Origin of the sequence: Coprococcus phoceensis (assembly GCF_900104635.1) — a bacterium.
Taxonomy (GTDB): domain Bacteria; phylum Bacillota; class Clostridia; order Lachnospirales; family Lachnospiraceae; genus Faecalimonas; species Faecalimonas phoceensis.
Map to the genome: position 1 here is coordinate 480,783 of NZ_FNWC01000007.1, position 26,616 is coordinate 507,398.

Below are 26,616 nucleotides of genomic sequence, written 5' to 3' on the forward strand. Positions count from 1 at the left end.
AAATAAAAAAGCATTGGAGATGGGGTATATGAAAATAGTGTTTTTAATGTTGAGACATAATTTCAGAAATGGGCGAATGTGCTGTGATTGTTAAGAAAATCGAGAACCAGACAATTTGATAAAAAGAGAGGTAGAAAATATGGGATATAGATTTGAGACATTACAGTTACATGTAGGACAGGAACAGGCAGACGTTGCAACAGATGCGAGAGCAGTACCGATTTATCAGACGACATCGTATGTGTTTCACGATTCTGCACATGCCGCAGCCAGATTTGGACTTAGCGATGCGGGAAACATCTATGGAAGATTGACGAACTCTACACAAGATGTGTTGGAAAAAAGAATCGCTGCATTAGAAGGTGGTGTGGCGGCATTGGCAGTTGCATCCGGAGCTGCAGCGATTGCGTATACGATTGAGGCACTCGCACAGGCAGGTGACCATATTGTAGCACAGAAGACGATATACGGAGGCACCTATAATTTGTTGGAGAACACTCTTACAAGACAGGGAATACAGACGACATTTGTCAATGTACACGACATTCAGGAAGTAGAAGATGCGGTACAGGAACAGACGAAAGCGATTTATCTTGAGACATTAGGTAACCCAAACAGCGATATCCCGGACATAGAAGCGATTGCCGAGATTGCACATAGACATAATATTCCGCTTGTGATTGACAACACATTTGGAACCCCATATCTTATTCAACCGATTCAATATGGAGCGGATATCGTTGTACATTCTGCAACAAAGTTCATTGGCGGTCATGGGACATCTCTCGGAGGTATTATTGTAGATTCCGGAAAGTTTGATTGGAAGAAATCCGGAAAATATCCGAACATTGCAGAGGCAAATCCGAGCTACCACGGTATTTCCTTTGTGGATGCCGCCGGGGAGGCTGCTTTTGTGACATATATCAGAGCAATTTTGCTGAGAGACAAAGGAGCGTGCATTTCTCCATTTAATGCTTTCCTTTTACTGCAAGGTGTGGAGACTTTGTCACTGAGATTGGAAAGACATATAGAGAACACAAAAAAAGTTGTAGCATTTTTGGAAAATCACCCGAAAGTAAAGCGTGTAAATCACCCATCTTTATCAGAACATCCGGATCACGCATTATATGAAAAATATTTTCCAAATGGTGCAGGTTCGATCTTTACATTTGATATTGTTGGCGGTGAAAAAGAAGCACACAAATTTATTGACAGTCTACAGATTTTTTCACTGCTTGCGAATGTGGCGGATGTAAAGAGCCTCGTTATTCATCCGGCGACAACAACACATTCACAACTGTCAAAAGAAGAATTGGAAGAGCAGCAGATTTATGATAGTACAGTCAGACTGTCCATTGGAACAGAACATATTGAAGATATCTTAGAAGATATTGGGCAGGCTTTAGAACAAATTTAAGAACGAACGGATAATGGGCACATGATGTAGAGTCATGTGCCTTTTTGCATATAGTAATTGTGTAGAGTGAAATGTATTCTTTTGGTTGAAAACAACTATATATTGTGGTATTCTGTTTTAGAAAATACTATAAATAGTAATGAGGTAAAAATATGGGAAATAGAAAAAAGATGATAGAGACGTTTGAAAAGTTTACAGAAATTGCCTCTTATATGGAAGCGATTCAGAAAGATTTCCCGGAAGATATATATTATCTGGGAATATTGGAAGATAAATTTCTGACATTTCAGAAACCGGAACTCTCAATAGAAGAAAATCTGCAACTTTTGATCAAGGCGGCTGTGGAGTTGACTACACAGGAAGCCCCAAAATGGGAGATGATTGCAGCGAGGCTGTTGTTGTTTACTTTTGAAAGAGAACTGAGGAAAGCGGAAGAATCATGTCAGATTACAACACTGTATGAAAAAATTGTATATCTGACAGGGCGGGGGCTATATGGACAGTATATTTTGGAGAATTATACGAAAGAGGAAATCGATGAATTTGAGACATTTTTAGCTCCTGAAAGAAATGATTTATTTACGTATTCGGGATTGGAATTGCTGCTCAACCGTTATGTGATCCACACCGGACAAGGTGTGGCGCTGGAAAGCCCGCAGGAGATGTTTCTTGGAATTGCCATGCATTTGGCGATGAAAGAGCAGAAAGACAGGGCGCCTTGGGTAAAACGCTTTTACGATATGCTCAGTAAACTTCAAGTGACGATGGCGACACCGACGTTATCGAATGCAAGAAAGCCGTATCACCAACTTTCTTCCTGCTTCATCGATATTGTTCCGGATAGTTTAAATGGAATTTACCGAAGTATCGATAATTTTGCCAAAGTAAGTAAATTTGGTGGAGGAATGGGAATGTATTTTGGAAAAGTGCGGGCAAGCGGAAGCGCTATCCGAGGATTTGAGGGGGCAGCAGGAGGTGTGATACGTTGGATTCGTCTTGCAAACGACACGGCGGTCGCAGTTGATCAGCTTGGTGTGCGCCAAGGGGCAGTTGCAGTTTATCTTGATGTGTGGCACAGAGATCTGCCGGAGTTTTTGAATTTGCGAACAAATAATGGGGATGACCGGATGAAGGCGCATGATGTGTTCCCGGCGGTCTGCTACCCGGATTATTTTTGGGAGCAGGCAAGAGACAATATCGAGGGAGACTGGTATCTGATGTGTCCTCACGAGATTTTGACGGTGAAGGGCTATGCGCTGGAAGACTGTTATGGAGAAGCGTGGAAAGAAAAATATTTGGACTGTGTGCAGGATGATCAGATTAAAAAGAGAGTCGTTCCGATTAAAGACATTATCCGGCTGATTATCAAAAGCGCAGTGGAGACCGGAACACCGTTTACATTTAATCGGGATCATGTCAACCGCATGAATCCAAATGGACATAAAGGCATGATTTATTGCAGTAATCTTTGTACGGAGATTGCGCAGAATATGAGCGGAATCGAAGAAGTGGAAGAGCGAGTGGAAACGGTGAATGGAGAAACAGTGGTTGTCACGGTCACAAAACCGGGCGAGTTTGTTGTATGTAATCTGGCGAGCCTGTCTCTGGGACATCTGAACGTGGAAGACGGGGAAGAGATTGCGGATATTACAAAATGTGCGGTGCGGGCGCTTGACAATGTCATTGATCTGAATTTCTTTCCTGTTCCATATGCGAAAATCAATAATGAGAAATATCGCCCGATCGGACTGGGTGTGAGTGGGTATCACCATATGCTTGCAAAACAGGGAATTTCATGGGAGAGCGAGCAGCATTTACAATTTGTCGGGGACGTATTTTCTAAAATCCATTATGCTGCGATTGAGGCGAGCAGCGAGATTGCGAAAGAAAAGGGAAGTTACACATATTTTGAGGGAAGCGATTGGCAGACAGGAAAATATTTTGATAAACGACATTTGAAGACAGAAAAATGGAATCAGCTTCGGGAAAAAGTGAAACAGCAGGGACTCCGAAATGCTTACCTTTTAGCGATAGCGCCGACGAGCAGTACAAGCATTATCGCCGGAACGAGTGCAGGACTTGACCCGATCATGAATCGGTATTTCCTCGAAGAAAAGAAAAATGGATTGATGCCGCGTGTTGCACCGGAGCTTTCTATGGAGACGTTCTGGTATTACAAAAATGCACACTACATCGATCAGAAGTGGTCCGTGCGCGCCTGTGGAGTGCGTCAGCGTCATATCGATCAGGCACAGAGCATGAATCTTTATATTACGAACGAGTATACGTTCCGAAAAGTGTTGGATCTTTATATTCTTGCGTGGGAAGAAGGTGTGAAAACGATTTATTATATACGTTCAAAAAGTTTGGAAGTGGAGGAATGTGAAGTCTGCTCTTCTTAGTAAATGGCAACAGAAAGGGATGGAATAATGGAACAATTAAAGAAAAGACCGCTTTTTAATCCGAACGGAGATATACAGGTTCAGAAGCGGAAAATGATTGGTGGAAACACAACAAATCTCAATGATTTTAACAATATGAAATACACATGGGTGAGCGGCTGGTATCGCCAGGCGATGAATAATTTCTGGATTCCGGAGGAAATTAATCTGGGAGTGGATATTAAAGATTATCGAAATCTTCCGAAAGCAGAAAAACGGGCATACGATAAAATTCTGTCATTTCTCATTTTTCTTGATAGTATCCAGACGGCAAATCTTCCGGGGATCAGCGAGTATATCACGGCAAATGAGGTCAATCTATGTCTGTCTATTCAGGCATTTCAGGAGGCGGTGCACAGCCAAAGTTACAGCTACATGCTGGATACCATCTGCGAGCCGCAGGAGCGAAACGAGGTTTTGTATCAGTGGAAGGAAGATGAACATTTGCTTGCGAGAAATGAATTTATCGGAAATCTTTATAATGCATTTCAGACAGAAAAGAGCATGGAAATGCTGGTGAAGACGATTGTGGCAAACTATATTTTAGAAGGGATCTATTTTTACAGCGGATTTATGTTCTTCTATAATCTTGGGAGAAACCAGCTTATGCCGGGTTCGGTACAGGAGATTCGCTATATCAATCGGGATGAAAACACTCATTTGTGGTTGTTTCGCAATATTTTAATTGAACTGAAGAAAGAACAACCGGATCTATTTACCGAGCAATATATAGACGAATACCGCAGTATGATCAAAGAGGGCTGCGAGCAGGAAATCAAGTGGGGACATTACGTAATCGGAGATGATGTGCAAGGACTGAATAGGGAAATGATCACGGATTACGTGCAGTATCTTGGAAATTTGCGATGCACAAACCTCGGGTTTGCACCAATTTATGAAGGGCATGAGACAGAGCCGGAGAGTATGCGTTGGGTGAGCCAGTATTCAAATGCAAATGCAATTAAGACAGATTTCTTTGAGGCGAGAAGTACCGCGTATGCAAAAAGCAGTGCGTTGGTGGATGATTTATAGTAACAGTTCACAAATTGGTATATTTTCAATTTTCAGAAAAACATGGTTCAATTCTTGACAAAATATTTTAGTATGGTACAATACAAGAGATTAAATTCAATCAATTAAATAATATCAAAAAACATAGATGAGGAGTATTAAGAGCCTATCGTTTTCAGAGAGCTGTCGGATGGTGCAAGACAGCAGCGTAATCTCCCAACTCGCCTCGGAGTTCTTTTGCTGAAATGACTGATGAAAAAAATTTCGTCAAGTAACAGGAATAGAAACAACTACATCGCTAGGTTCGAAAGAACCTCACCAAGCCGATGAGTTGTACCTTGTTACTAGACTCGAAAAGACCTCGTCAAGTAACATAGGCAGAAGCGGGACTTCCCGTTACAGAAGCAATGAGTGCATTTCGCAGGATGCGGAATGAATGAGAGTGGTACCACGGAAATTCAAGCCTTTTCGTCTCTTTTGAGATGAGAAGGCTTTGTTTAATTCTAGGTTCGAAAGAACCTCACCAAGAATTATAAGCAGAAAGGGGAAAAATAATGGCAACACCTTATAACCACAAAGCCATTGAGAAAAAATGGCGTGAGAACTGGGAAAAGAACCCGGTAAATGTTAAATCAGATGAAAATGGGAAAAGAGAGAAGTATTATTGTCTGGATATGTTTCCATATCCGTCAGGAAATGGTCTTCACGTAGGACACTGGAGAGGTTATGTAATCTCTGATGTGTGGAGCCGTTACAAATTATTGCAGAAATACTATATCGTACATCCGATGGGATGGGATGCATTCGGACTTCCGGCAGAGAACTATGCAATTAAGATGGGTGTTCACCCGGCAGTTTCTACAGCGGAAAACGTAAAGAACATCAAACGTCAGATCAACGAAATCGCAGCACTTTACGATTGGGATATGGAAGTAAATACAACAGATCCTGAGTTCTACAAATGGACACAGTGGATTTTTGTAAAAATGTTCAAAGAAGGATTAGCTTACGAAAAAGAGTTCCCGATCAACTGGTGTCCTTCATGTAAGACAGGACTTGCAAATGAAGAGGTAGTGAACGGAAAATGTGAGCGCTGCGGAACAGAAGTGACAAAGAAAAACTTACGTCAGTGGATGCTCCGTATCACAAAATATGCGGAACGTCTTTTAGCGGACCTTGATAAATTAGACTGGCCGGAAAAAGTTAAGAAAATGCAGGCAGAATGGATTGGAAAATCATTCGGTGCAGAAGTTGATTTTCAGGTAGAAGGAAAAGACGAAAAAATTACAGTTTACACAACAAGACCGGATACACTGCACGGAGCAACATTTATGGTACTTGCACCGGAACACGCTTTGGCAGCAAGCCTTGCAACAGATGAGACAAGAGAAGCAGTAGAAAAATATATTTATGAAGCTTCTATGAAATCAAATGTAGATCGTCTTCAGGATAAAGAAAAAACAGGTGTATTCACAGGTTCTTATGCAATCAACCCAATTAGTGGAGCAAAGACACCAATTTGGTTATCCGATTATGTATTGGCTGATTACGGTACAGGCGCTATTATGTGTGTACCGGCTCACGATGATCGTGATTTCGAATTTGCAACAAAATTCAATATTCCAATTATTCAGGTAATTGCAAAAGACGGAAAAGAAATCGAAAATATGACAGAAGCTTACACAGAGGCTTCCGGAACAATGATTAATTCCGGAGAATGGAACGGAATGGAATCTGCAGTTCTGAAAAAAGAAGCTCCACATATCATTGAAGAGCGTGGAATCGGTAAAGCGACAGTGAATTACAAATTACGTGACTGGGTATTCTCGCGCCAGCGTTACTGGGGAGAGCCAATCCCGATTGTACATTGTCCGGATTGTGGAGCAGTTCCGGTACCGGAAGATCAGCTTCCATTGACGTTGCCGGAAGTAGATTCTTATGAACCGACAGGAACAGGAGAATCTCCACTTGCGGGAATCGAAAGCTGGGTAAATACAACTTGTCCGGTTTGTGGAAAGCCGGCAAAACGTGAGACGAACACAATGCCTCAGTGGGCAGGGTCTTCATGGTATTTCTTGCGCTATGTAGATAACCATAACTCAGAAGCATTGGTTTCCAAAGAAAAAGCAGATGAGATGCTTCCGGTAGACATGTACATCGGTGGTGTGGAGCATGCTGTTCTTCACCTGTTGTACTCTCGTTTCTATACAAAATTCTTATACGATATCGGAGCAGTCGATTTTGACGAGCCATTTAAGAAATTATTTAACCAAGGTATGATTACTGGTAAAAATGGTATCAAGATGAGTAAATCAAAAGGAAATGTAGTATCACCGGATGATTTGGTAAGAGATTACGGATGTGATTCACTTAGAATGTACGAATTATTTGTAGGTCCACCGGAATTAGATGCAGAATGGGATGACCGCGGAATCGACGGTGTATACCGTTTCTTGAACCGTGTATGGAATCTTGTTATGGACAGCAAAGATGCAGATGTAAAAGCGACAAAAGAGATGATCAAGATTCGTAACAAAATGGTATACGATATCACAACGCGTCTTGAAAGTTTCAGCTTAAATACGGTTATTTCCGGTTTCATGGAATACAACAATAAATTAATCGATATCGCGAAAAAAGAAGGCGGAATCGATAAAGAAACATTGAGCACATTTGCTGTATTGTTGGCACCATTTGCACCACATATGGCAGAAGAATTATGGCAGCAGTTAGGTCACGAAGGAACTGTATTCAATGCAGGATGGCCGACATACGATGAAGATGCAATGAAAGATGATGAAATCGAAGTTGCTGTTCAGATTAACGGAAAAACAAGAGCAGTTGTGACAGTTCCGGCAGACGTATCAAAAGAAGATGCGATTAAAGCTGGTAAAGAAGCAGTTGCAGATAAACTGACAGGAACAATCGTAAAAGAAATTTACGTTCCGGGAAGAATCATAAATATTGTGCAGAAATAATTTGAGAAGAAAATCTCACAACAGAATAAAGTGCTTGGAAATATTGAAAAGTTCGCTGAAAATCAAGGTTTGCAGACATTTTTCTTCAAAGAAAAGGTATCGTAGAATACCGCAAAATATCGTAACAGATTTTTAAAATGGAGTAAATTTGGAGTAAAAGTTGAAAGAAAATGGAGTAAATATTTCAAGAAGATATGAAAGGAATGACGCAGATAGTAGAGATATTGTCTGCGTTATTTTTTTGATTATAATGGTGTAAATAATTACAAAGTATGATATTATGAGAAATAAACAAATTTTAAGTTGTAGGAGAGAATATAAGATGAACTTAACATATAAAAGAGCGACGCTTGAAGATATAGATATATTGGTAAAAACAAGAATAGAGGTATTAAAAGCCGCTAATAAACTTTGCGTTGATACTGATATGGGTGAAGTAGAAAGGCAATCTTATAGCTATTATCAAAAAGCTCTTTGCGATGGCTCTCATATTGCGTATTTGGTCTTTAATGGAAGTTGTTGTATTGGAACTGGTGGTGTTAGTTTTTTTCAAGTGATGCCGACCTATCATAATCCGAGCGGAAAAAAGGCGTACATAATGAATATGTATACTAATCCTAAGTACAGAAGAAAAGGGATTGCCTATAAAACATTAGATATGCTGATTAAAGACAGTAAGAGCAAAGGCATCTTTTCTATTTCATTAGAAGCGACAGATATGGGGCGACCATTATATGAAAAATACGGATTTATAAAAATGAATAATGAAATGGAATTACCAGAGTGACAACTTTCAGCTTGTAGCAGACAGTTTTTTGATAGGACTGTCTGCTTTTCCTCTTCAATCATAATTGATAGTAGTGGTATAAAATGGTTCATATCCATTGTGAAAAGACCATTTAGAACGGTGTAGATTGATTGTAAGCGTAGTAGGAGTTCCGTTGATTTGATTATGTTCTGCTTTGATTTCCGCTACCACTTCATCAATATTCCAGTATTGATATACGATAACTTGCAATTCGGTATCACGATTAGCCCCATTGCTGAATGACATACTGTTAAATACAAGATAATCGGGCAAGCTAATGTAATAGAGAACACCTGCAAGCAAGACTAGAATAATAGTGGCAAATAACAATTTCTTTTTCATTTTGACATACCTCTGTTTCTACATAGTTATAGGGATAACTATATAGTACCTCACTATATAGTGAATTACTACATAAAGATTTATTGAATATACTTTTATGTAGAGGTGAGGCAATGAAGTATGGACATTTGGAACTTCACATAGAGGAACTGCTGAAAGAAAAAGGAATTAGTAACTCAAACTTCCCACACCAATAAGGTGTGATTAACCTTGAAAATTCAATATTTCAGCCAATTAAAAAGGCATAAATACGTTCCTTTGGTATAATAGAATTGTCGAAAAACCAAAATAGAAAAGGGGATTTATGCCATGTCCAGTATATCACAGAACAATAGCAATGAGGTAGCATTACTTGATTGTGTCCAGAAGTTTTTTATCAAGCATCACGTTGGCAGGTTGTTGAAGCAATGCAACGGCACCAAAGAGAAAGGCGTTTCCTCTGTTTCTCTGCTTAAGTATAAGATGGGGAACATTTTCACTGGAAGAAGTATGTATATGCAACAGAAAACAGGTTCCTTCAAAGAAGCGTTTTCCAAGAACACCTTCTATCGTTTTCTGAATTCTACGAAAACCAACTGGCTCCGTTTTACATCACTTCTTGCTGCTGACATCGTGAAGAATGATCTAAAGCACCTTACTGATGACTCCCGTAAGAACGTGTTTATCATCGACGACAGTCTGTTCCATCGTACAAGCTGCAAAAAGACAGAACTGGGATCTAAAGTCTTTGATCATACGGGAATGAACTACAAGAAAGGCTTCCGTATGCTGACCGTAAGCTGGAGCGATGGGAATACGCTGATTCCTGTAAACAGCTGTCTCCTGGCTTCATCCAAAGAGTCGAACATCATCGGCCCTGTGAAGGCATTTGATAAGAGAACTCTTGCCGGAAAGCGTCGTAAGCTTGCACAGACAAAAGCTCCGGAGGCAATGCTTACACTCCTTGATACCGCTGTATCTGCGGGGCTTTCTGCAGAATATGTGCTTTTTGATTCCTGGTTTTCCAATCCTGCACAGATAACTGCGCTTAAGTCTAGAGGAATGGATGTCATTGCCATGATCAAGAAAAGCAGCCGCATCAAGTACACTTATGGTGAGGACCAGCTTAATATCAAGGAAATATATTCCAGGAACAAGAAACGTCGTGGCCGTTCCAGGTATCTTCTTTCTGTTGATGTGATGGTAGGGAAAGAGAATCCCATTCCAGCAAAAATCGTTTGCGTAAGAAACAAGGCCAATCGTAAGGATTGGCTTGCTTTCATATGCACAGATACATCGCTCTCCGAAGAAGAAATCATCCGCATCTATGGCAAACGCTGGAAAATCGAGGTCTTTTTCAAGACCTGCAAGTCTATGCTGAATCTGATTGGTGAATGTCATAGCTTATCTTATGATGCACTGACTGCTCACGTAGCAATCGTGTTTACCAGATACATGTTACTTGCAATGGAGCAGAGACAGAATGAAGATCAACGAACCCTAGGGGAACTGTTCTTTTTTCTGGTAGATGAAATGGCAGATATCACTTTCTACCGTTCACTTAGCATCCTGATGGATGCTTTCATGGCAAGCCTTCAGGAACTTCTGAAGCTTAGTGACGAACAGTTGGCTAGATTTACTGCTGATTTTGAGTCCAGACTGCCGGAATATCTGCGTAATGCACTCCATCCACTGGCTACTGTGGCATAAATCGCTATTTTGTTAGCTGAAATATTGAATTTTCAAGGAACAAGTCCCATTTGGGGTATGGGAAGTCTTAGTTAGTAAGAATACCATTTGTAAGGAATTGGATATACCGAGGTCTAACTTTAATCGTTATTGCAGAAATGAATTTCAGAGATTAGACGCACAACTAATTTGTAAACTGTGCAGTTACTTGGATTGTGGAATAGAAGAATTGATAGAGTATGTGAAAGAATGAGAGCCTGTCGGATTGAAGAAAATTCGTGCAGGCTTTTGTTGTGGCAAGAAAAAAAGAAAACGTAGTGAGGTCAAGGAACAAGGCGAAGCCGATACGCCGTAGGGCAGTCCTTGACGGAACGGACACAGCCAACAGCACCATGATACAGCAGAGGACTTGAAAGGTCAGAAACCTTGCAAGTCCTCTTGTTTGTTACTGGGCGTTATGTTTTAAGTAAAGTGTTTCTTTCTCCAGTTCCTTTTCAAATGCTTTTATGTGACCGTCTTGTATTCCGTTGTCGATATGAAAGCAGTCGTCAGTCTGTGAGTAGGAGAGCATGGTAACTTTCGGTTCATAGGTTGCTGTATCAATTCCATAATAGTAAATCGTGGCGGTTGTTAATACCATGTGAATGCTTTCAAAATCTCTTGTAAAAATTGTATGCCTGTCGGAATAAAAGAAATCAGACGGGCATTCATAGAATTGGGAACTATCCTCTTTCAAAAATAGTGGCAGTATGTGCATTGCATTTCCAGCACGATTGACAAGGACATAAAAGCGTGGAATGAGGGCGGCATATTGTGTCATCATGGCGATATATATATCATCTAAATCATCAAGAAGATACTCAGAGCAGGAGTTGTTATAAAAGACATATTGCAGGGCGTTATCGTTTTGACTTGTATGTTCCATAGGCACATTTTGTCCGTAAAGCCAACGCAAATCTACATCTAAGGAGTCGGCGATCAGTTCCATTTTATCGGCTTTGGGGTTGTATTGTCCCGAAAGATAGGAACTAAACGCCCCTTTGCTGATACCTGTATCTTTGACTATATCTACTTGTTTTTTATTTTTTGCTTTCATGGCAAATTTAATCCGTTCTGCGATTGTATTCATCTGAAAACCCTCTCTTTCCATATCTCGTTATAACTTTTCATATCTTATCGTCTAAGGACACTATACCACAAGTTCAGAAAAAAGAAAATAAAAAGTTTATAAAAAACTAAACTTCCTATTGCAAAACAAATATGTCTGTGCTAATATACAATTAAGTTCAGAAATAACTGAACCACAAACGACGTCGTAATAAGAAATTGAAAATATGAGAAACTGACCTATCGGTTCAACGGGGAGAAAGGAACGTGTATGCAGATTACATTGACAAAAGAACAGGTAAAAGAAGCATTTGGAGAACTTCGTTTCATGGGTGCGGATAACTGTTACCGCTATGATAAAGACAGTAAGAAGAAAACAGAGGAAGTGGAAGCCTTAAAACTTCATCTTGGAAGCATGAAGCTTGGGAACAGCGTGGATATTCGCTTGGAAGCAACGGAACTTCCGAAGATTGAGCCTTATGCGGTGGTGGAACTGGAAGAACCAGTATATGCCCCTTATGTGCAGAGAGGAAACTTTCCTGTATTAGTGGAGAAGATTACCTGTAAGGGTATCCGCCCTGTTGCAAACAAAAATATGTAGGCGGTCAAAGTTCCTGTCCTCGTTCTGACGTACCAAACGGCAGGTTGAGGGCAGGGCAATGGCAACGCCATTGCAGATAGGAGGTATGGTAAATTTGGAAGAAAGAAGCGGAAGTTTTCTTCCAGAACTCCCCTACACTAACAGGGGAGTAATACGACAGAAAGAAGCATTAAGTGCCTTGATAGACTGGTGTCAGATAACGATTAAGGAAGTTCCGTTAGAAGCAGTTATAGAAGATGTACTGAGAATACCTTTGGAACTTATGACCGTAACGGGTTATGAAAAGGGGATTGCAGGACATGAGGTTGTGGCAATCTTCGATAATATCAAGGTGCTAAAGCCGACAGGAAATGCACAGTATCAAGGCTTTCAGATTTTGATGAGTGGGAAAGGCTGTCGCAACTATGAGAATTTTTTACAACTCAATGAGGAAACATGGTTTGATTTCTTGAACAGAGTTTGCCAGTATCATATCAATGTTCCTCGGATTGATTTGGCGATAGATGATAGAAAACCTTATTTGAGTATTCCCGATTTGATTGTACGGACAAAAGAGGGATTGCTTTCCACAAAACTAAGGGAGATAGATTTTCACGACTCGGGAGAACTGAAAGAAGAAGTGTTTCAGAGTAAAGGTGGTAGTCTTTATCTCGGCAGTTCAGCCAGCAATTTGAGATTGGTATTTTATGAAAAAGGATATGAACAGAATAAAAAATATGGAACAGAATTAGACGAAAATTGGAATAGATATGAGTTGAGATTTCGGCAGGAAATGGCAGTTAGCGTAGTACAGGAATTATTGAGATATAGAGATGTGGCAGGACTGGCAATGGAAGTATTGAACAGCAAAATACGATTTTTAGAAAAGCCGACAGACAGCATGACAACACGAAAAAGGCTTTACCCAACCTATCAAGCGTGGGCGGAACTGATGAAAGATATAGGTAAGGTTAAACTTACCATGCAACCACAGAAGAAAAGTTTACAAAAGGTGTGGGAATGGTTAGAAAAGTATGTTGCTCCGTCTTTGAAACTGTTTGCAGAGGTTGGAAAGATAGAGAAAAGGGATTATATCGGTAATCTTGTAGCAAATGGAGAAATGAATATCACACAGAAACAGTTGTATGATGATTACATAAAAGCAAGAAGATTAGAGGAAAGGGGATAATCGTATAGAAAAAGCATTATTAAATTTAAAGGAAGTAAGTGAGTATCTTGGACTTGGAGAAACAAAGACAAGAGAACTCTTGAAAAGTAGAAACTGTCCGTTTTCCATGAAGATTGGGTATCGGTGGTATGCGAACAGAAGATTATTAGACACATGGCTAGAGCAACAAGCAAAAAGTTATTGAAGTTCTGATTGAAAAGGAGGCGAACTTATAGTAGTATATGGTTAAAATCACAGAAGTTCCCTTTTTATTTATCAAAATATTTGATTGATAGAAAGGGTAGAGATTATGGGTAAAGATTTAAAAGGAAAAGAATTAGGAACAGGTTTACGTCAAAGAAAGGACGGTAGATACGAAGCAAGAGCAAAGATAAACGGAATAGACATTAACTTGTATGATGTTGATTTGAAGAAATTAAAAATATTGTTTGAAAAGGCAAAAGAAGAAGCAAGAAATAATATTGATATGAAACGTCAGAAAATAACGCTGAATGAATGGTTTGAGGAATGGTTTGCAAATTATAAAATTCCTAATATCAAGGAAACAAGCGTGTTTCCTATGCGTAGCAAATATTATAATACATTTGGAAAAGCAATAGGGAATATGAAAGTGACAGATATACGGAACTTGGATATTCAACGTGTCATTAACGATATGAATAAGCAGGGGAGAGCGTCTTCCAGTATGCGAGATGCTTTAGGCAGAGTTCGGGAGTGTTTGGAGTCTGCAAAGAATAATCGTATTATAGACATCAATCCATGTTTTGAAATCAATGTACCTTGGGAAAATAAAACAGCAGAAAGACGTTTCTTATCAATGGCAGAGCAAACAAGGTTTTTGCAGGAAGTAGAGCATAACTGGTATAAAGAGATGTTTTACATTATGTTTCTGACGGGTATGCGAATTGGGGAAGTCGGTGGTCTGAAATGGGAAGATATAGACTGGAATAAGAAATGTATTAACATTCAAAGGTCTTTATCCTGTCAATATGAAAATGGAGTAAAGACTATGCGACTAACAAAGCCTAAAACACATAATTCATACAGAAGTATTCCGTTTATGGCAGAAACAGAAGAAATTCTGTTATCTCAAAAAGAAAAACAGAACAGGCAGAAAAAAGCCTATGGAAATCGTTGGCGTTCAAGTGGAGAATTTGATAACTTGGTGTTTACCACTTCTTTAGGAAGTCCAGTTATTCGGAATGTAGCAGAAAAAGAAATTAAGAAAGTAGTAAAAGCAATCAATTTTCAAGAAGCAATAGAAGCGGTAAAGGAAAACAGAGAGCCGATAGAATTTAAAGACCTTTATCCTCATGCAATCCGACATACATTTTGTAGCAGGTGCTTTGAAAAAGGAATGGACGCTAAAGTAGTGCAAATGCTAATGGGACATCAGCATTACAGTACAACGATTGACATATATACTCATGTGACAGAAACAAAATTTGAAGAAGAAATAGCAAAGTTTGGTAGCGTGAGTGAAAAACAGAAAGTTCAGAAAAATAAAAACTCTACCCAGTGTGCATAAAAGAGTACCCAACATAGCAAAATAAGAGAAATTTGCTTTCAACGGGAATGAAAAGTTTCTACCCAAAGGGAAATTGGGTAAAATGGAAGAGCAGAATTGAGGAAAGCGTAGAAAGCCTTATAAAATGGGCATTTGAGAAAACAGTAAATAAAAGTTGGCAAAACAGATGGGAAACTAATTCCTAAATCGAACAAGTTATCATAACTTAATAAAGCTTATTAAAACCCCAGAAAACCTAGTGTTTCTGGGGCTTTTCACGTCAAAGGCACTTCTTGTAAGCTGTTGCAAATTGGCGCATGTTATTGTACCGATTTTCGTAAAATCTTCGTCATGATTTTCGTCAAAGTTCTGTACGAACATCTTAACGCAAATTCTGCATGCTTTTTAATAAAAAGTAAGCGACTTATCATACAAATATATACGCAACTTATAAACCTAGTTTATTTTCGTAATCTTCGTCAAATTTTTAATCTAAATCTTCGTCAAAAGAATGTTGTAATAATGTATTTTTATTCATGCTACATAATAAATGCCGGACTGAGTAATCAGTCCGGTTGTCTTATAGTAAAGTGGTATGGAATTTTATATAAGAGGAAACAGATGCTCTTGGGATTTTCCAAATACGTCCGATGCGGAAAGCAGAAATTTCTTTTGTGTTTAGTAATCGGTAGGCAGTGTTTTTTCCGATTGATAGGATTTCGCAAAGCTCTTCGATTGTTATTAAGTCTTCATAGGTCTCTGTATTCATTAAAGTAATCCCCTTTCTTTTATCAACATTAATCATATGTTTATCTGCTTATATGAATTAAATAATAAGAAGACGTGTATAAGGGGAGTAGATAAAAATTAAAAAGAAAAGATAACTAACAAAGAAGTAATGAGAGCTTGGATAAGCTTTTAAAATCAATCATTCAATATGGCATAGACTTTTGCCATATTGGGTGAAAACTGTTTAAAAAGGAGCAATCATTATGAAAAATGAAAAAAAGAAAGCACTATATGTAGAATTATCACCAGAGGATTATAAGCTTTTAGAAATGCAACTGAAGCGGAGGAATTTAGATAAAACGAATTATATAAGATATTTGATTAGAAAAGACCAAGATGATATATATAGTCCAAAAGCAGCAGAAGCATTAAATGGAGTGTCTTCTTCAACAGTAACAATCATGAATATGGTGTCTGAAGACTCTGATATTTATTCTGAATCTGATATATTTACTTTCGGAGCATTTTGTTATCACGAAAGAAATGGAAGATTTAGAACTGGTTGGAATTGATTTTCCGGAGATTAAAATAGAAGAAACAGAGGCGGAAAATTTTTATAAGCAAAAGATAAAAATTTCGGGTGAATACAATATGAATGATGAAGATAAGAAACTTCTTCATCGTGATGTGATCAATGAAGTCGCTTGGAATTTTTTAGAAATGATGCAGGCGAATGTAAACTCTATAGTACAAAAATAGAAAAAGCAGGAGGAAAATATGTTGAGAGAAAAATTAAAAGCATATATTGATGCGAATGTTCCGATTATTTATGTGAACAGCTACGATGATAATGCAGTAGAAGAAAGTATTTTAAAAGCAAGTGGTAGAAGAAAAGTATGGGAATGGAATCAGATGTATGGACTTCTAAATCGGAAGGAAATAGAAAAAAGAGAAATTCATTCAATACAGGAGATTTTAGATGATAATTGTACTTTAGAAGAATTTCTCAAAAATGGTGTAAAGGAGCAGGAATTTCAGGAAAAAGTTATCATTATCAAAAACATTGATTACTATTTGGAAGATGCAAGAATTGTGGGATTGTTCAAAAATGCCTGTTTAAAGATTGCAGAAGGAGAATTGGATACTGTGTTTATTTTCATTTCTTCTATCTTAAAAGTTCCGAAGGAATTGGAAAAGTACATAACGGTTTTAGAAGAGGAATATTTATCAGAAGAAGAAATTCGAGCTGAAATATTGGAATTTATAGAAGAAAACAGTGTGGGTGGTGTCTATGAAGGAACAATAGAAAGATTAAAGAGATTGCTGAATCAGCAAGTATTAGCATTGAAGAGTGCAGACGCTGTTTTAAGGATATCATTAAGGAAACGCCAATGCATTATCTGTCTTCGTATCGTGTTATGGTAGGCATGGAATTGTTGCGGACTACAGATTTGGATATTACAGATATAGCATTTCGTGTAGGATTTAACGATTCCAGCTATTTTATACAGGCATTTAAAAAGAAAAATGGAATGACACCTAAGCAATACAGAAATCATATTTTTTAGTGTTGTGAAGAGATAACGTTCAGAGAATGATACACAATGTAAGTGTATCATTCTATTTTTTTTGTGCAATAATGTGTTGTGGAATTGGATTTTATCACATTTTTTGTGGAATTTTTTGTGGAAAAATTAATATTTTTCTTTGTTAAAGTAATGGAATTGTTAAAAATATAACGTTATAATCTTGTCAGAAAGTAAAGAGAATATGTTCGAAAGTTACTAGATAAATATGGTGAAGGAGGAGTCATATCATGAATGAGAAACAAAGAGCAAGAATAAATTTCATGAAAGAACGTGTTGTTAATACAATCCCAGAAATGGATCTAGAAAATGCAAGAATTCTGACGGAGAGTTTCAGGGAGACGGGTGGAGAGCCATTGGCTATTCAGAAAGCAAAGTCTTTTCGCAGACAGTGCCAGGAGAAAACAATCAAGATATGGGATCAGGAGCTGATCGTAGGGTGTGCCGGAAGTAAGATGCGAGGCGGTATTCTCAGTGCAGATACTTGCTGGTCTATCTTGGACAAAGAACTGGATACCATCAATGAAAGAAAATATGATCCTTTTATTTTAAAGCCGGAAGACAGACAGATGTTCTTGGATGTAGTAAAACCATTTTGGGAAGGGCGTTCCACTTATGAAGCATGGCTCAAACAGATTCCAGATGATGTACGCGCATTAAGAGACAGTGGACAGATCTACATTGATAAGAAAGCTGTACGAGGCTGGGGCGAGACGACTGCCGGATACAAGCAGATTATTGATGAAGGTATTGAAAGTATCATGAATACAATCAAGGCAGAGCGAGAAGCGCTTGACCTGACAGACCCGGGAGCATTTGATAAAGATAATTATCTTCAGGCACTCCTGATTTCGGCAGAAGGCATCTGCATTATGGCTGAAAGATATGCGAAAGAAGCAGAACGTCTGGCAGAGCTGGAGAAAGACGAAGAAAGAAAAGCTGAATTATTAACGATTGCTGAGACTTGCCATCATGTACCGAGATATCCGGCAAGGACATTTCAGGAGGCAATTCAGTCATTCTACTTCTATCATATTTCGATTTTTATGGAGCAGAATGCAGCAGCATATAATCCGGGAAGAATGGATCAGTATTTTTATCCATATTACAAAGTCGATATTGAAAGTGGAAGAATCACAGAGGATGAAGGACAGGAGCTTCTGGAGTGTCTGTGGGTGAAGTTCTCTGAACCATGTGTATTCCAGGATGCAACAACAGCAAGATATTCAGCAGGATATCCAATGTTCCAGACACTGTGCTGTGGTGGCATCGATGCAGAGGGCAGAGATGCAGTTAATGATATTTCTTATATGATGTTACAGGCTACACAGGATGTGCAGCTCTATCAGCCAAACATGTGTGTAAGATACAGTATGGCTAAGAATCCGACTAAGTTTTTGAAGAAGGTTGCAGAAGTTATCAGCCTGGGTACCGGATTCCCGGCATTCTATAATGATGATGTGGGAATACGTATGTTGATGAATAAAGGTATTCCACTTAAGGAAGCATATGACTGGAATCCGGCAGGCTGTGTAGAGACAAATCTAGACGGAAGACTGCGTCACTATTCCGCATTTGCAGATATTAATCTGGGCGGTATCATTGAGTTCGCATTGACGAATGGAGTGAACCGTAAGACAGGAAGAAAGGTAGCAACAGAGACCGGAGATCCGACTACATTTGAGACATATGAGGATTTTGAAAATGCAGTAAAAGAGCAATTAAAGTATTCTGTACGTATCTGTGTAAAGGAAAGCCATATTATCGATGATATCTGCATGGATCGAATCGTTCCGGCACTTTCCTTATCCTTCCGCGAATGTGTGAAGAATGCCAAAGATTATGCGTGGGGCGGAGCGAAATACAACACCGGTAATGGTATCATTCTGATTGGTGTAGCGGATTTGATAAACAGTATGGAAGCAATCCGTGATCTGGTATATGACCGTAAGCTGGTCAGCATGGAAGATATGGTGAAAGCTCTTGATGCTGATTTTGAAGGATATGAAGAGATTCAGAAACTTTGTAAAGAAAGTCATAAATATGGCAATGATGACGATGATGTAAATGATATTACTAGCCACATGCTTACATTTATTGCAGATGAAATTGAAAAATATCACAGTAAATTTGGACAGATGACACCTGGTATCTTACCAGTATCCGGTAATACACCATTTGGACAGGACGTTGGAGCACTGCCATCAGGAAGAAAAGCATGGATGCCACTTGCAGATGGTATCAGTCCGAATGGAGGAACAGACGTAGAAGGACCGGCAGCGGTAATTAAGTCAGTTGCAAGTATTCCACATTCAAGATATACACAGGGAACATTGCTTAATATGAAACTGGAACCGGATATGGTAAAGACTGAAAACGGTATTCGGCAGCTGATGGCACTGTTGAGAAGTTTGTGTACGTTGGATGTATATCATGTACAGTTCAACGTTATCGATAAAGAGACACTTCTTGCAGCACAGAAAAAGCCGGAAAATTACAAAGGTCTGCTGGTGCGTGTAGCTGGATATACAGCATATTTTACGGAGCTTGGAAGAGAAGTGCAGGATGAGATTATTGCTAGAACCGCACAGAGCAACTTCTGTAGCACCTGTTAACAGGAGGTAATAATGGAAAGACGGACAGGAAAGGTACTTCGGATAGAAAAAGCATCCATCCATGACGGAGATGGTCTTAGAACTGTCGTGTTCATGAAAGGTTGCCCACTCCGGTGTCAGTGGTGTTCGACACCGGAGTCGCAGTCCATAGAATGTATGATGGATTATGGATATGATGCAACACCGGAAAGTATTATGAAGATTATACGCAAGGATGAAGTTTTTTACTTTCATTCAGGTGGTGGTGTGACAATCAGTGGCGGAGAAGTGCTTCTGCAGTCGGATTTTGTCCGAGATATTCTGAAAGAATGCAGGGATGAAGGAATCAATACAGCGATTGAATCCAGTCTGTATGGACCATATGAGGCACTGGAGAAGATGCTTCCTTATCTAAACACGGTTTTTGTGGATTTCAAACTGGCCGATGAGCAACAGCATCTAAAATATACAGGTGCATCCAATAAAATCATCAAGGACAATATCCGTCGTATGGATGCGGAGTTTACAGGAGATATTCATGTGAGAATTCCGACAATTCCTACAATTAATATGACAGAAGAAAACATGAGGCTTACGGCTGAATTTGTCAGACCATTGAAACAAGTCAGGGACATTGAATTGTTGCCATATCATAAGCTGGGAGTGGATACCTATAGAAAAATGGGGAAAAAGTATGAGCTTGAAGATATCCAGTCACCAAATCAGGAGCAGATGAGCAGCATAGCATCAAAGCTACAGGAATATCAGCCAGGATGTGCAATTAAAATCAATGGAATCTATTATAGAAAAGTATGAGTGAGGAGATAGCTAGATGATATTAAAAATAATTCAGATTATTCTGATCGTGTATGCGATCGTGGTAGGTGCCATTATTGTAAGAGATTATAAGAAGAATAAAGAAGAAGGAGTATCTAAAAAAGAGACGATACTGCATTACATCATAGGAGCAGTTGTGAACTTCTTCGATGCACTTGGAATTGGATCATTTGCAACAACAACGGCGGCCTACGGCTTGTTCCGTCTAGTAGATGACAAGAAAATTCCGGGGACATTGAATGCTGGAGTTGCAATCCCGGTCATCTTTGAAGCATTACTTTTTACTAGTTCTGTGAAAGTGGAATTCGGCACATTGATTCCGATTGTAATATGCGGAGTGTTGGGAGCTGCTATTGGCAACAAACTGGTTGCAAGGATTTCAGAAAGAACAGTTACGATTGTTATGGCATTTGGACTTCTGCTGTCAGCACTTCTGATGCTAGGAAGCAAGTTTGGAATCCTGCCGGCAGGCGGAGACGCAATTGGAATGGAAGGAATTAAACTGGTAATCGCATGTGTTGGTAACTTTATCTTTGGTGTGGCATTAAACTTCAGTATTGGTAATTTTACACCGTGTATGTGTATGATTTATATGCTGGGCATGAGCCCTCTGGTGTCATTCCCTATCATGATGTGTACCGGAGCAGTATCTACTCCGACAACAGGTCTGATGAGTCTGAAAAAAGGTCTGGTTGACCGTCATGCAGTGATGGGATTGACTGTAGGCGGTGTGTTTGGTGTAGCGGTTGCAGTATATATTGTAAAGTCAATGTCGATTTCCACATTACAGTGGATGGTAATAGTAGTAGTGTTTTATACCAGTGTCAATATGTTCCGAAGAGCTTTGAAAAAAGTGGACAAAAAAGAAGCGGTATACGGTAACAATTTGGAAACAAATTGATTATCAATGAAAAAGGATTTGAAGGAGGAAACAATAATGAAATTAGGTGGAATTGGATATGGATTGATCTCAGGAGCGATTCTTGGAGGTATTGTAAATAATGATCTTGTAAAACCTGAAAATATTACCATATCGGATAAATTTGAAGGAAGCAGAAAAAGAGCGGTAGAAGCAGGATTTACAGCTGTCGATGATAATATGATTGCAGCAAAGAATGATGTACTTCTTGTAGCAGTACAACCATGGCTGGTACCGGCTATTATGGATGAAATCAAAGATACCGTTAAGGAGAATGGAACAATCGTATGGTGTGTTGCAGCAGGTGTTACAATTGCAGAACTGGAAGAACATTTGGGGAGTGATGCGAAGATCGTACGTTGCATGCCAAATACATGTGCTCAGGTAGGCGCAGCTGTTACAGCCGTTGTACCGAATAAGAATGTAAGCAAGGAAGAGACAGAGATCATGTTAAAGCTGATCTCTGGATTTGGAATCGCAGAAATTTTGGATGAAAGCAAGCTGAATGGTATTATCCCAGTAACAGGAAGTTCTCCGGCAATGGTATTTATGCTGATTGATGCTATGGCCAATGGAGCAGCAAGAGAAGGATTTACCTGGGAGCAGGCAATCAAATTCAGTGCACAGGCTGTAAAGGGAAGTGCTGAGATGGTACTTCGTTCAGGGAAACATCCGGCAGAACTTCAGAATCAGGTATGTACACCTGGCGGAATTACGATTGAAATGGTCAAGAGATTGGAATCATTCGGATTTAGAAATGCTGTGATGGAAGCTATGCAGGCTTGTACAGAAGATCTGGATTAATCGGAAAAGCTCAGGATTGAAAATACATCTTTATATCTTTATAATTATCTCATAAAACAAGGGCGTTTTTCTTAGCGGAAGAACGCCCTCTTTCATAATATCACTTTATAAATTCACACGATCAAGAGTACAAATCAATATAGGAGTATAGGCGGTTTGGAATTGGTGGAAAACAGTTCTGGAAAGCATAAGGGAGACAGGCCAACACCGGAAGAAGTTATTAACTATGCGGTGAAGCGATTAAAAGGAAATTAGAATCTATGAAAAAGAAAATAGATGTGGTAGGCAACTTTGCTATGAATCGGGATGAATTACAGAAAAAAACGCAAGATTAGGGGAATTAAATACATTACTTGGTATGGATAAGAAAGAACATCCGATTTTGAATGTGGAGCCGGATGAAAGTGTGGAAGTACAGACAACAAGAAATAAGGTTGTGATGGAGCGATAGTTATAACGGTATTGGTGAGCCAATACCGCATACATAGCATGGAATATGTAAACTCTGTAAAATACAAATTCGCACATTGAGACGAGTGCAGATGTATTTGCTTGGGAGGAGGCATATATAGGAGTTGTTAAATTTGTGATAGTAGAGAAAAAGTTTTCTTTTAATAAATAAAAAAAGTTTACTTTCACACATTAATAAATTATAATCAATGTGTGAAAGTAAGGTGATGAAAATGAATAAAAAAGAAAAGTTAGACAACATGCTATGTGAAAAGAATGGAGTTCTTCAAACTGCCGATGTGATTGAGGCAGGAATTTCAAAAACTTATTTTATGGAATATGCAAAGAAAATGGAATTAGAATGTGTGGCAAAAGGAATTTACTTGTCGCCGGATGCATGGGAAGATCCTTTTTATTTATTACAAACGAGATATCCACAGATTATTTTTTCTCATGAAACTTCGCTTTATTTGTTAGGAATGGCAGAGCGAGAGCCGTTACAATTTACGGTTACTGTAAAAGCAGGATACCATGCAAAAAGTATGAAAGAGCAGAAGATAAAAGTATATCGTGTAAAAAGAGAACTTTTAGAGTTGGGAGTAGTAAATTTAGAATCACCAGAGGGACATCTTGTGAAAGCGTACAATGCGGAACGTACCGTGTGTGATTTATTACGCAGCCGCAGTAATGTAGAGATTCAGGATTTACAGTCAGCAATAAAGGAATACCTGCGAAGTAAAGAAAAAAATCTGCCGCAACTTATGCGATATGCAAAAGAGTTTCGTGTAGAAAAAATTTTGAGACCATATTTGGAGGTATTGTTATAATGATTAAAACTTCAAGACAGTTGAAAGCGTTAGTAAGAAATTTAACAAAAGGGGATAGCTTACAGGCACAGATTATTATGCGTAACTATGTGATGGAGCGTTTCTTAGAACGGATTTCTCTTTCAAAATATAGAAACAATTTTATTTTGAAAGGGGGAATGCTAGTATCTGCTATGGTAGGATTGGATACTCGTTCTACAATGGATATTGATACAACCATAAAGAATATGCCACTGTCCGTAGAAAATGCAAGGGAAATGATAGAAGAAATTATTGCGGTTCCCATTGATGATGGTATGACATTTTCTATAAAAAGTGTCGGTGAAATTATGGATGAGGCAGAATATACCGGAGTACGAGTGAATCTAGAGGCTACATTGGAAACAATGCGGACGCCATTAAAAGTAGATATTTCCACTGGAGACATTATCACACCGAGAGAAGTATTGTATACGTTTAAGTTGATGTTTGAAGAACGTACTATATCTATTTTAGCCTATAATTTGGAAACAGTACTTGCAGAGAAAATGGAAACAGTAATAGCAAGAGGTGTAGCGAATACAAGATTGAGAGATTACTACGATCTGTATATTTTACAGAATGAATATACCCATGCGATTAGCATGGAACAATTTAAGGCAGCGTTTTTAGCAACATGCAAAAAGCGTAATTCCATACAACTGATAGCTGAGGGTAATAAAATTTTAAAAGAACTCCTTTTGTATAAACGTCTTGAAAAAGGCAGTTTTGTATGGCCAAGAAATGAATCTGAAGTACAGGAACTTACAGGACAACAATTCCGTTGGCTGATGGAAGGACTGACCATTTCTCCCAAAAGAAAGGTCCAGGAGATTTCCATCCCGAAATATACCACATAATCCTTGTGCAAAAGGTAGAAATTTTACAGGATAAATCAAGTGCTTCATTCCCTTTATTTTGAATAATCAGTAAGTGATTTATTAGGCATTATCGGTGTGTTACAGCACTTTGGCAAGCTTATATTTTATAGGAATCACTTTAAAAGCCTTTGATTTTAATGGGGTAGAATCTTATTGTGGTTGCTTACAACCATAGGCAAAATGACGAATTCAGATGGGGATGAAATTCGCAATTTTCTGCCATATCCGCTATAATAATACTTAGAAAAGGGGTGTCATTATGGCGATGGAATATACAGAAGAACAATTAAATCATTTTGACAAGTCTACACTTGTTCAACTGTTTTTGGTTCAACAATCACAACTGAAGGATATTGATCAGAAGTTGCAGTTATTGTTGGAGCAAGTCGCTGTATTGAACAACAAACGTTTCGGCAAATCTTCTGAGAAACTAGGTGTAGATAACCAGATTTGTTTCATGGAGGTTGATGGGAATATCGTCTTTTTCAATGAGGCAGAGGCTGTTGCAGCACTGGATGAATCCGAAGAAGAACCTGTTAAAAAACGTGGAAAGAAGACAAAAGGGAAACGTATTGCTGATATCCGGAATCTTCCAGTCATCCCTGTAGAACACAAGATGACAGAGGATGAATTGATTGCTGAATTCGGAGAAGACGGCTGGTATCAATTAGAAGATGAAGTATATAATCGTTACCGTTTTACACCAATGAAAGTTGAAATCGAGGAACATCATGTGGGAGTCTATAAGTCAAAGAAGGATAACCATTTCAAAAGGGCAGATCATCCAGCTTACTTATTAAGGAACAGCCTTGTATCAGCATCATTGCTCGCTGGAATTTGGAATGCAAAGTATATAAATGCAGTTCCGCTTTATCGTCAAGAACAAGAATTCCAACGAATGGGAGTGAACATTGATCGAGCAGATATGGCTCGCTGGACGATTCTTTGTGCAGAAAGATACTTGTCGATTTTCTATGATTACCTACACGAAAAGTTATATGAATATCATGTGCTTCAAGCCGATGAAATTCCGGTTCTTGTTTCAAAGGAATACCGAACAACCGGAACAAAGCACTACATGTGGGTTTACCGAACAGGAATGATGTATCTTGATAAGCAGATTGTCCTATATGAGTATCAACCTACTCGTAATGCAAACCATCCAAGATCCTTCCTAAAGGAATTTCGTGGAGTCTGTATAACGGATGGCTACCAGATTTACCACACGATTGCAGAAGAACGTGAAGACCTGAAGATTGCCGGATGTTGGGCACATGTGAGACGTCGCTTTGATGAAGCGGTAAAGGCTTTGCCGAAGGCGAGTCAGAAAATGTCACTTGCATATCTTGCATTAAAACAAATCCAAGCGATTTATCGTGAGGATAATAAACTCAAGGAGTTAGGTTCTGAGGAACGTTTGAAACATCGACAGCTGACTGTGAAGCCTCTGGTAGATGCTTATTTTGCGTGGGCAAAACAAAACTTGTTGTCTGTGATGCCAAAGAGTAAAACAGCAAATGGATTCACGTATTCATTGAATCAGGAAAAATATTTGCGTGTGTTTCTTGAAGATGGTGATGTCCCACTAGACAATAATGCCGCAGAACAGGCAATCCGCCCATTCTGTGTTGGCAAGAAAAACTGGGTCATGATTGATACCATTGCAGGAGCTGAAGCAAGTGCAATCATCTATAGTATTGCTGAAACAGCAAAAGCAAACAATCTGAAACCATACGATTATTTTGAATATTTACTCACAGAGATTCCAAAACATATGGAAGATCATGATACAAGTTTCTGTGAGGATCTGCTTCCTTGGTCAGATAAGTTGCCAGAGAAATGTAGAAAGTAACTTATAAAATATGCCACTCTGATGAGTGGCTAATCAATTGATAGTACGCACTATGGTGCGTTTACGAGAAT

General features: G+C 38.9%; 25 protein-coding genes and 1 other annotated feature. Of the genes, 22 read left to right on the forward strand and 3 right to left on the reverse strand.

The features are described 5' to 3' along the window. Positions 1 to 139: 139 nt before the first annotated feature. The 5 genes from BQ5364_RS05965 to BQ5364_RS05985 all read left to right on the forward strand — a co-directional run bounded on the left by BQ5364_RS05965 (position 140) and on the right by BQ5364_RS05985 (position 8,634). Complete coding sequence (locus BQ5364_RS05965; protein ID WP_004614011.1) at positions 140 to 1,417, forward strand: O-acetylhomoserine aminocarboxypropyltransferase/cysteine synthase family protein; 1,278 nt, start codon at positions 140 to 142, stop codon at positions 1,415 to 1,417. Positions 1,418 to 1,569: 152 nt separating this feature from the next. Further along, on the forward strand, positions 1,570 to 3,819 hold the full coding sequence (locus BQ5364_RS05970; RefSeq protein WP_136017797.1) for a ribonucleoside-diphosphate reductase subunit alpha: 2,250 nt from the start codon (positions 1,570 to 1,572) through the stop codon (positions 3,817 to 3,819). 27 nt (positions 3,820 to 3,846) lie between these two features. After that, positions 3,847 to 4,890: a ribonucleotide-diphosphate reductase subunit beta gene (locus BQ5364_RS05975; protein ID WP_022250867.1), complete on the forward strand. Its 1,044-nt coding sequence runs from the start codon at positions 3,847 to 3,849 to the stop codon at positions 4,888 to 4,890. A gap of 115 nt (positions 4,891 to 5,005) precedes the next feature. Further along, positions 5,006 to 5,348, forward strand: a binding site (T-box leader). A gap of 75 nt (positions 5,349 to 5,423) precedes the next feature. Then, positions 5,424 to 7,847 carry a leucine--tRNA ligase gene (leuS, locus tag BQ5364_RS05980; protein ID WP_004614008.1) on the forward strand — a complete coding sequence of 808 codons (2,424 nt, stop codon included), beginning with the start codon at positions 5,424 to 5,426 and terminating at the stop codon, positions 7,845 to 7,847. 322 nt (positions 7,848 to 8,169) lie between these two features. Then, positions 8,170 to 8,634 carry a GNAT family N-acetyltransferase gene (locus tag BQ5364_RS05985; protein WP_044998044.1) on the forward strand — a complete coding sequence of 155 codons (465 nt, stop codon included), beginning with the start codon at positions 8,170 to 8,172 and terminating at the stop codon, positions 8,632 to 8,634. A 54-nt stretch (positions 8,635 to 8,688) separates the two neighbouring features. Here the strand turns inward: BQ5364_RS05985 and BQ5364_RS05990 are convergent, their stop codons facing one another. Beyond that, complete coding sequence (locus BQ5364_RS05990) at positions 8,689 to 8,958, reverse strand: hypothetical protein (RefSeq protein WP_235837128.1); 270 nt, start codon at positions 8,956 to 8,958, stop codon at positions 8,689 to 8,691. A gap of 348 nt (positions 8,959 to 9,306) precedes the next feature. Here BQ5364_RS05990 and BQ5364_RS05995 point away from each other — a divergent pair, with 348 nt between their 5' ends. After that, positions 9,307 to 10,686, forward strand: a complete 1,380-nt coding sequence (locus tag BQ5364_RS05995; RefSeq protein ID WP_071143765.1) for an IS4 family transposase — start codon at positions 9,307 to 9,309, stop codon at positions 10,684 to 10,686. 85 nt (positions 10,687 to 10,771) lie between these two features. Beyond that, on the forward strand, positions 10,772 to 10,918 hold the full coding sequence (locus BQ5364_RS17385) for a helix-turn-helix domain-containing protein (RefSeq protein ID WP_331463050.1): 147 nt from the start codon (positions 10,772 to 10,774) through the stop codon (positions 10,916 to 10,918). A gap of 192 nt (positions 10,919 to 11,110) precedes the next feature. Here the strand turns inward: BQ5364_RS17385 and BQ5364_RS06000 are convergent, their stop codons facing one another. Next, entirely contained in the window at positions 11,111 to 11,794 is a 684-nt protein-coding gene (locus BQ5364_RS06000) for a helix-turn-helix domain-containing protein (protein ID WP_071143839.1), read from the reverse strand. Between the two features lie 249 nt (positions 11,795 to 12,043). Here BQ5364_RS06000 and BQ5364_RS06005 point away from each other — a divergent pair, with 249 nt between their 5' ends. From BQ5364_RS06005 to BQ5364_RS06015, 4 genes are all read left to right on the forward strand, one after another. Further along, on the forward strand, positions 12,044 to 12,373 hold the full coding sequence (locus BQ5364_RS06005; protein ID WP_005335695.1) for a hypothetical protein: 330 nt from the start codon (positions 12,044 to 12,046) through the stop codon (positions 12,371 to 12,373). A 58-nt stretch (positions 12,374 to 12,431) separates the two neighbouring features. Next, positions 12,432 to 13,541: a replication initiation factor domain-containing protein gene (locus BQ5364_RS06010; protein WP_006857463.1), complete on the forward strand. Its 1,110-nt coding sequence runs from the start codon at positions 12,432 to 12,434 to the stop codon at positions 13,539 to 13,541. Positions 13,542 to 13,545: 4 nt separating this feature from the next. Then, the gene (locus BQ5364_RS18835; protein WP_080543107.1) at positions 13,546 to 13,725 is read left to right on the forward strand and encodes a helix-turn-helix domain-containing protein; all 180 of its coding nucleotides are present in this window, start codon (positions 13,546 to 13,548) and stop codon (positions 13,723 to 13,725) included. Positions 13,726 to 13,830: 105 nt separating this feature from the next. Beyond that, a complete protein-coding gene (locus BQ5364_RS06015; protein WP_005330087.1) occupies positions 13,831 to 15,069 on the forward strand; it encodes a tyrosine-type recombinase/integrase in 1,239 nt (412 codons plus the stop codon). Positions 15,070 to 15,628: 559 nt separating this feature from the next. On the opposite strand, the gene BQ5364_RS06020 is transcribed toward BQ5364_RS06015, so the two are convergent. Then, positions 15,629 to 15,853 carry a helix-turn-helix domain-containing protein gene (locus BQ5364_RS06020; RefSeq protein ID WP_328585591.1) on the reverse strand — a complete coding sequence of 75 codons (225 nt, stop codon included), beginning with the start codon at positions 15,851 to 15,853 and terminating at the stop codon, positions 15,629 to 15,631. A gap of 187 nt (positions 15,854 to 16,040) precedes the next feature. Between BQ5364_RS06020 and BQ5364_RS06025 the strand changes: the two genes are divergently transcribed. From BQ5364_RS06025 to tnpC, 11 genes are all read left to right on the forward strand, one after another. After that, a complete protein-coding gene (locus BQ5364_RS06025) occupies positions 16,041 to 16,349 on the forward strand; it encodes a hypothetical protein (RefSeq protein ID WP_071143840.1) in 309 nt (102 codons plus the stop codon). After that, the gene (locus BQ5364_RS06030) at positions 16,321 to 16,536 is read left to right on the forward strand and encodes a hypothetical protein (protein WP_071143841.1); all 216 of its coding nucleotides are present in this window, start codon (positions 16,321 to 16,323) and stop codon (positions 16,534 to 16,536) included. Before BQ5364_RS06025 ends, BQ5364_RS06030 begins: the two co-directional genes overlap by 29 nt. Positions 16,537 to 16,554: 18 nt before the next feature. After that, positions 16,555 to 17,202, forward strand: coding sequence for a Ycf46 family AAA ATPase (locus tag BQ5364_RS06035; RefSeq protein WP_071143842.1), 648 nt, complete (start codon positions 16,555 to 16,557; stop codon positions 17,200 to 17,202). Further along, positions 17,154 to 17,345 (forward strand): helix-turn-helix transcriptional regulator, encoded by a 192-nt coding sequence (locus BQ5364_RS17725; RefSeq protein WP_235837197.1) that lies wholly within the window; start codon positions 17,154 to 17,156, stop codon positions 17,343 to 17,345. Before BQ5364_RS06035 ends, BQ5364_RS17725 begins: the two co-directional genes overlap by 49 nt. Before the next feature lie 248 nt (positions 17,346 to 17,593). Continuing rightward, a complete protein-coding gene (locus BQ5364_RS06040) occupies positions 17,594 to 19,978 on the forward strand; it encodes a glycyl radical protein (protein ID WP_071143843.1) in 2,385 nt (794 codons plus the stop codon). Between the two features lie 12 nt (positions 19,979 to 19,990). After that, positions 19,991 to 20,773, forward strand: a complete 783-nt coding sequence (locus BQ5364_RS06045) for a glycyl-radical enzyme activating protein (RefSeq protein WP_004611331.1) — start codon at positions 19,991 to 19,993, stop codon at positions 20,771 to 20,773. Positions 20,774 to 20,789: 16 nt separating this feature from the next. Then, positions 20,790 to 21,695, forward strand: a complete 906-nt coding sequence (locus BQ5364_RS06050) for a sulfite exporter TauE/SafE family protein (RefSeq protein WP_083382709.1) — start codon at positions 20,790 to 20,792, stop codon at positions 21,693 to 21,695. A 36-nt stretch (positions 21,696 to 21,731) separates the two neighbouring features. Next, positions 21,732 to 22,517: a pyrroline-5-carboxylate reductase gene (gene proC, locus BQ5364_RS06055; RefSeq protein ID WP_071143844.1), complete on the forward strand. Its 786-nt coding sequence runs from the start codon at positions 21,732 to 21,734 to the stop codon at positions 22,515 to 22,517. A gap of 683 nt (positions 22,518 to 23,200) precedes the next feature. Continuing rightward, positions 23,201 to 23,794: a type IV toxin-antitoxin system AbiEi family antitoxin domain-containing protein gene (locus BQ5364_RS06060; protein WP_022250637.1), complete on the forward strand. Its 594-nt coding sequence runs from the start codon at positions 23,201 to 23,203 to the stop codon at positions 23,792 to 23,794. Further along, complete coding sequence (locus BQ5364_RS06065; protein WP_083382713.1) at positions 23,794 to 24,672, forward strand: nucleotidyl transferase AbiEii/AbiGii toxin family protein; 879 nt, start codon at positions 23,794 to 23,796, stop codon at positions 24,670 to 24,672. The genes BQ5364_RS06060 and BQ5364_RS06065 overlap by 1 nt, the downstream gene beginning before the upstream one ends. A gap of 280 nt (positions 24,673 to 24,952) precedes the next feature. Beyond that, the gene (tnpC, locus tag BQ5364_RS06070) at positions 24,953 to 26,545 is read left to right on the forward strand and encodes an IS66 family transposase (RefSeq protein WP_071143845.1); all 1,593 of its coding nucleotides are present in this window, start codon (positions 24,953 to 24,955) and stop codon (positions 26,543 to 26,545) included. Positions 26,546 to 26,616: the final 71 nt, after the last annotated feature.

Bases quoted from the DNA above. Each gene is read 5' to 3' on its own strand.
- BQ5364_RS05965 (WP_004614011.1), top strand. From the start codon at position 140: ATGGGATATAGATTTGAGACATTACAGTTACATGTAGGACAGGAACAG.
- BQ5364_RS05970 (WP_136017797.1), top strand. From the start codon at position 1,570: ATGGGAAATAGAAAAAAGATGATAGAGACGTTTGAAAAGTTTACAGAA.
- BQ5364_RS05975 (WP_022250867.1), top strand. From the start codon at position 3,847: ATGGAACAATTAAAGAAAAGACCGCTTTTTAATCCGAACGGAGATATA.
- leuS (WP_004614008.1), top strand. From the start codon at position 5,424: ATGGCAACACCTTATAACCACAAAGCCATTGAGAAAAAATGGCGTGAG.
- BQ5364_RS05985 (WP_044998044.1), top strand. From the start codon at position 8,170: ATGAACTTAACATATAAAAGAGCGACGCTTGAAGATATAGATATATTG.
- BQ5364_RS05995 (WP_071143765.1), top strand. From the start codon at position 9,307: ATGTCCAGTATATCACAGAACAATAGCAATGAGGTAGCATTACTTGAT.
- BQ5364_RS06000 (WP_071143839.1), bottom strand. From the start codon at position 11,794: ATGAATACAATCGCAGAACGGATTAAATTTGCCATGAAAGCAAAAAAT.
- BQ5364_RS06005 (WP_005335695.1), top strand. From the start codon at position 12,044: ATGCAGATTACATTGACAAAAGAACAGGTAAAAGAAGCATTTGGAGAA.
- BQ5364_RS06010 (WP_006857463.1), top strand. From the start codon at position 12,432: ATGGCAACGCCATTGCAGATAGGAGGTATGGTAAATTTGGAAGAAAGA.
- BQ5364_RS06015 (WP_005330087.1), top strand. From the start codon at position 13,831: ATGGGTAAAGATTTAAAAGGAAAAGAATTAGGAACAGGTTTACGTCAA.
- BQ5364_RS06020 (WP_328585591.1), bottom strand. From the start codon at position 15,853: ATGATTAATGTTGATAAAAGAAAGGGGATTACTTTAATGAATACAGAG.
- BQ5364_RS06025 (WP_071143840.1), top strand. From the start codon at position 16,041: ATGAAAAATGAAAAAAAGAAAGCACTATATGTAGAATTATCACCAGAG.
- BQ5364_RS06030 (WP_071143841.1), top strand. From the start codon at position 16,321: ATGGAAGATTTAGAACTGGTTGGAATTGATTTTCCGGAGATTAAAATA.
- BQ5364_RS06035 (WP_071143842.1), top strand. From the start codon at position 16,555: ATGTTGAGAGAAAAATTAAAAGCATATATTGATGCGAATGTTCCGATT.
- BQ5364_RS06040 (WP_071143843.1), top strand. From the start codon at position 17,594: ATGAATGAGAAACAAAGAGCAAGAATAAATTTCATGAAAGAACGTGTT.
- BQ5364_RS06045 (WP_004611331.1), top strand. From the start codon at position 19,991: ATGGAAAGACGGACAGGAAAGGTACTTCGGATAGAAAAAGCATCCATC.
- BQ5364_RS06050 (WP_083382709.1), top strand. From the start codon at position 20,790: ATGATATTAAAAATAATTCAGATTATTCTGATCGTGTATGCGATCGTG.
- proC (WP_071143844.1), top strand. From the start codon at position 21,732: ATGAAATTAGGTGGAATTGGATATGGATTGATCTCAGGAGCGATTCTT.
- BQ5364_RS06060 (WP_022250637.1), top strand. From the start codon at position 23,201: ATGAATAAAAAAGAAAAGTTAGACAACATGCTATGTGAAAAGAATGGA.
- BQ5364_RS06065 (WP_083382713.1), top strand. From the start codon at position 23,794: ATGATTAAAACTTCAAGACAGTTGAAAGCGTTAGTAAGAAATTTAACA.
- tnpC (WP_071143845.1), top strand. From the start codon at position 24,953: ATGGCGATGGAATATACAGAAGAACAATTAAATCATTTTGACAAGTCT.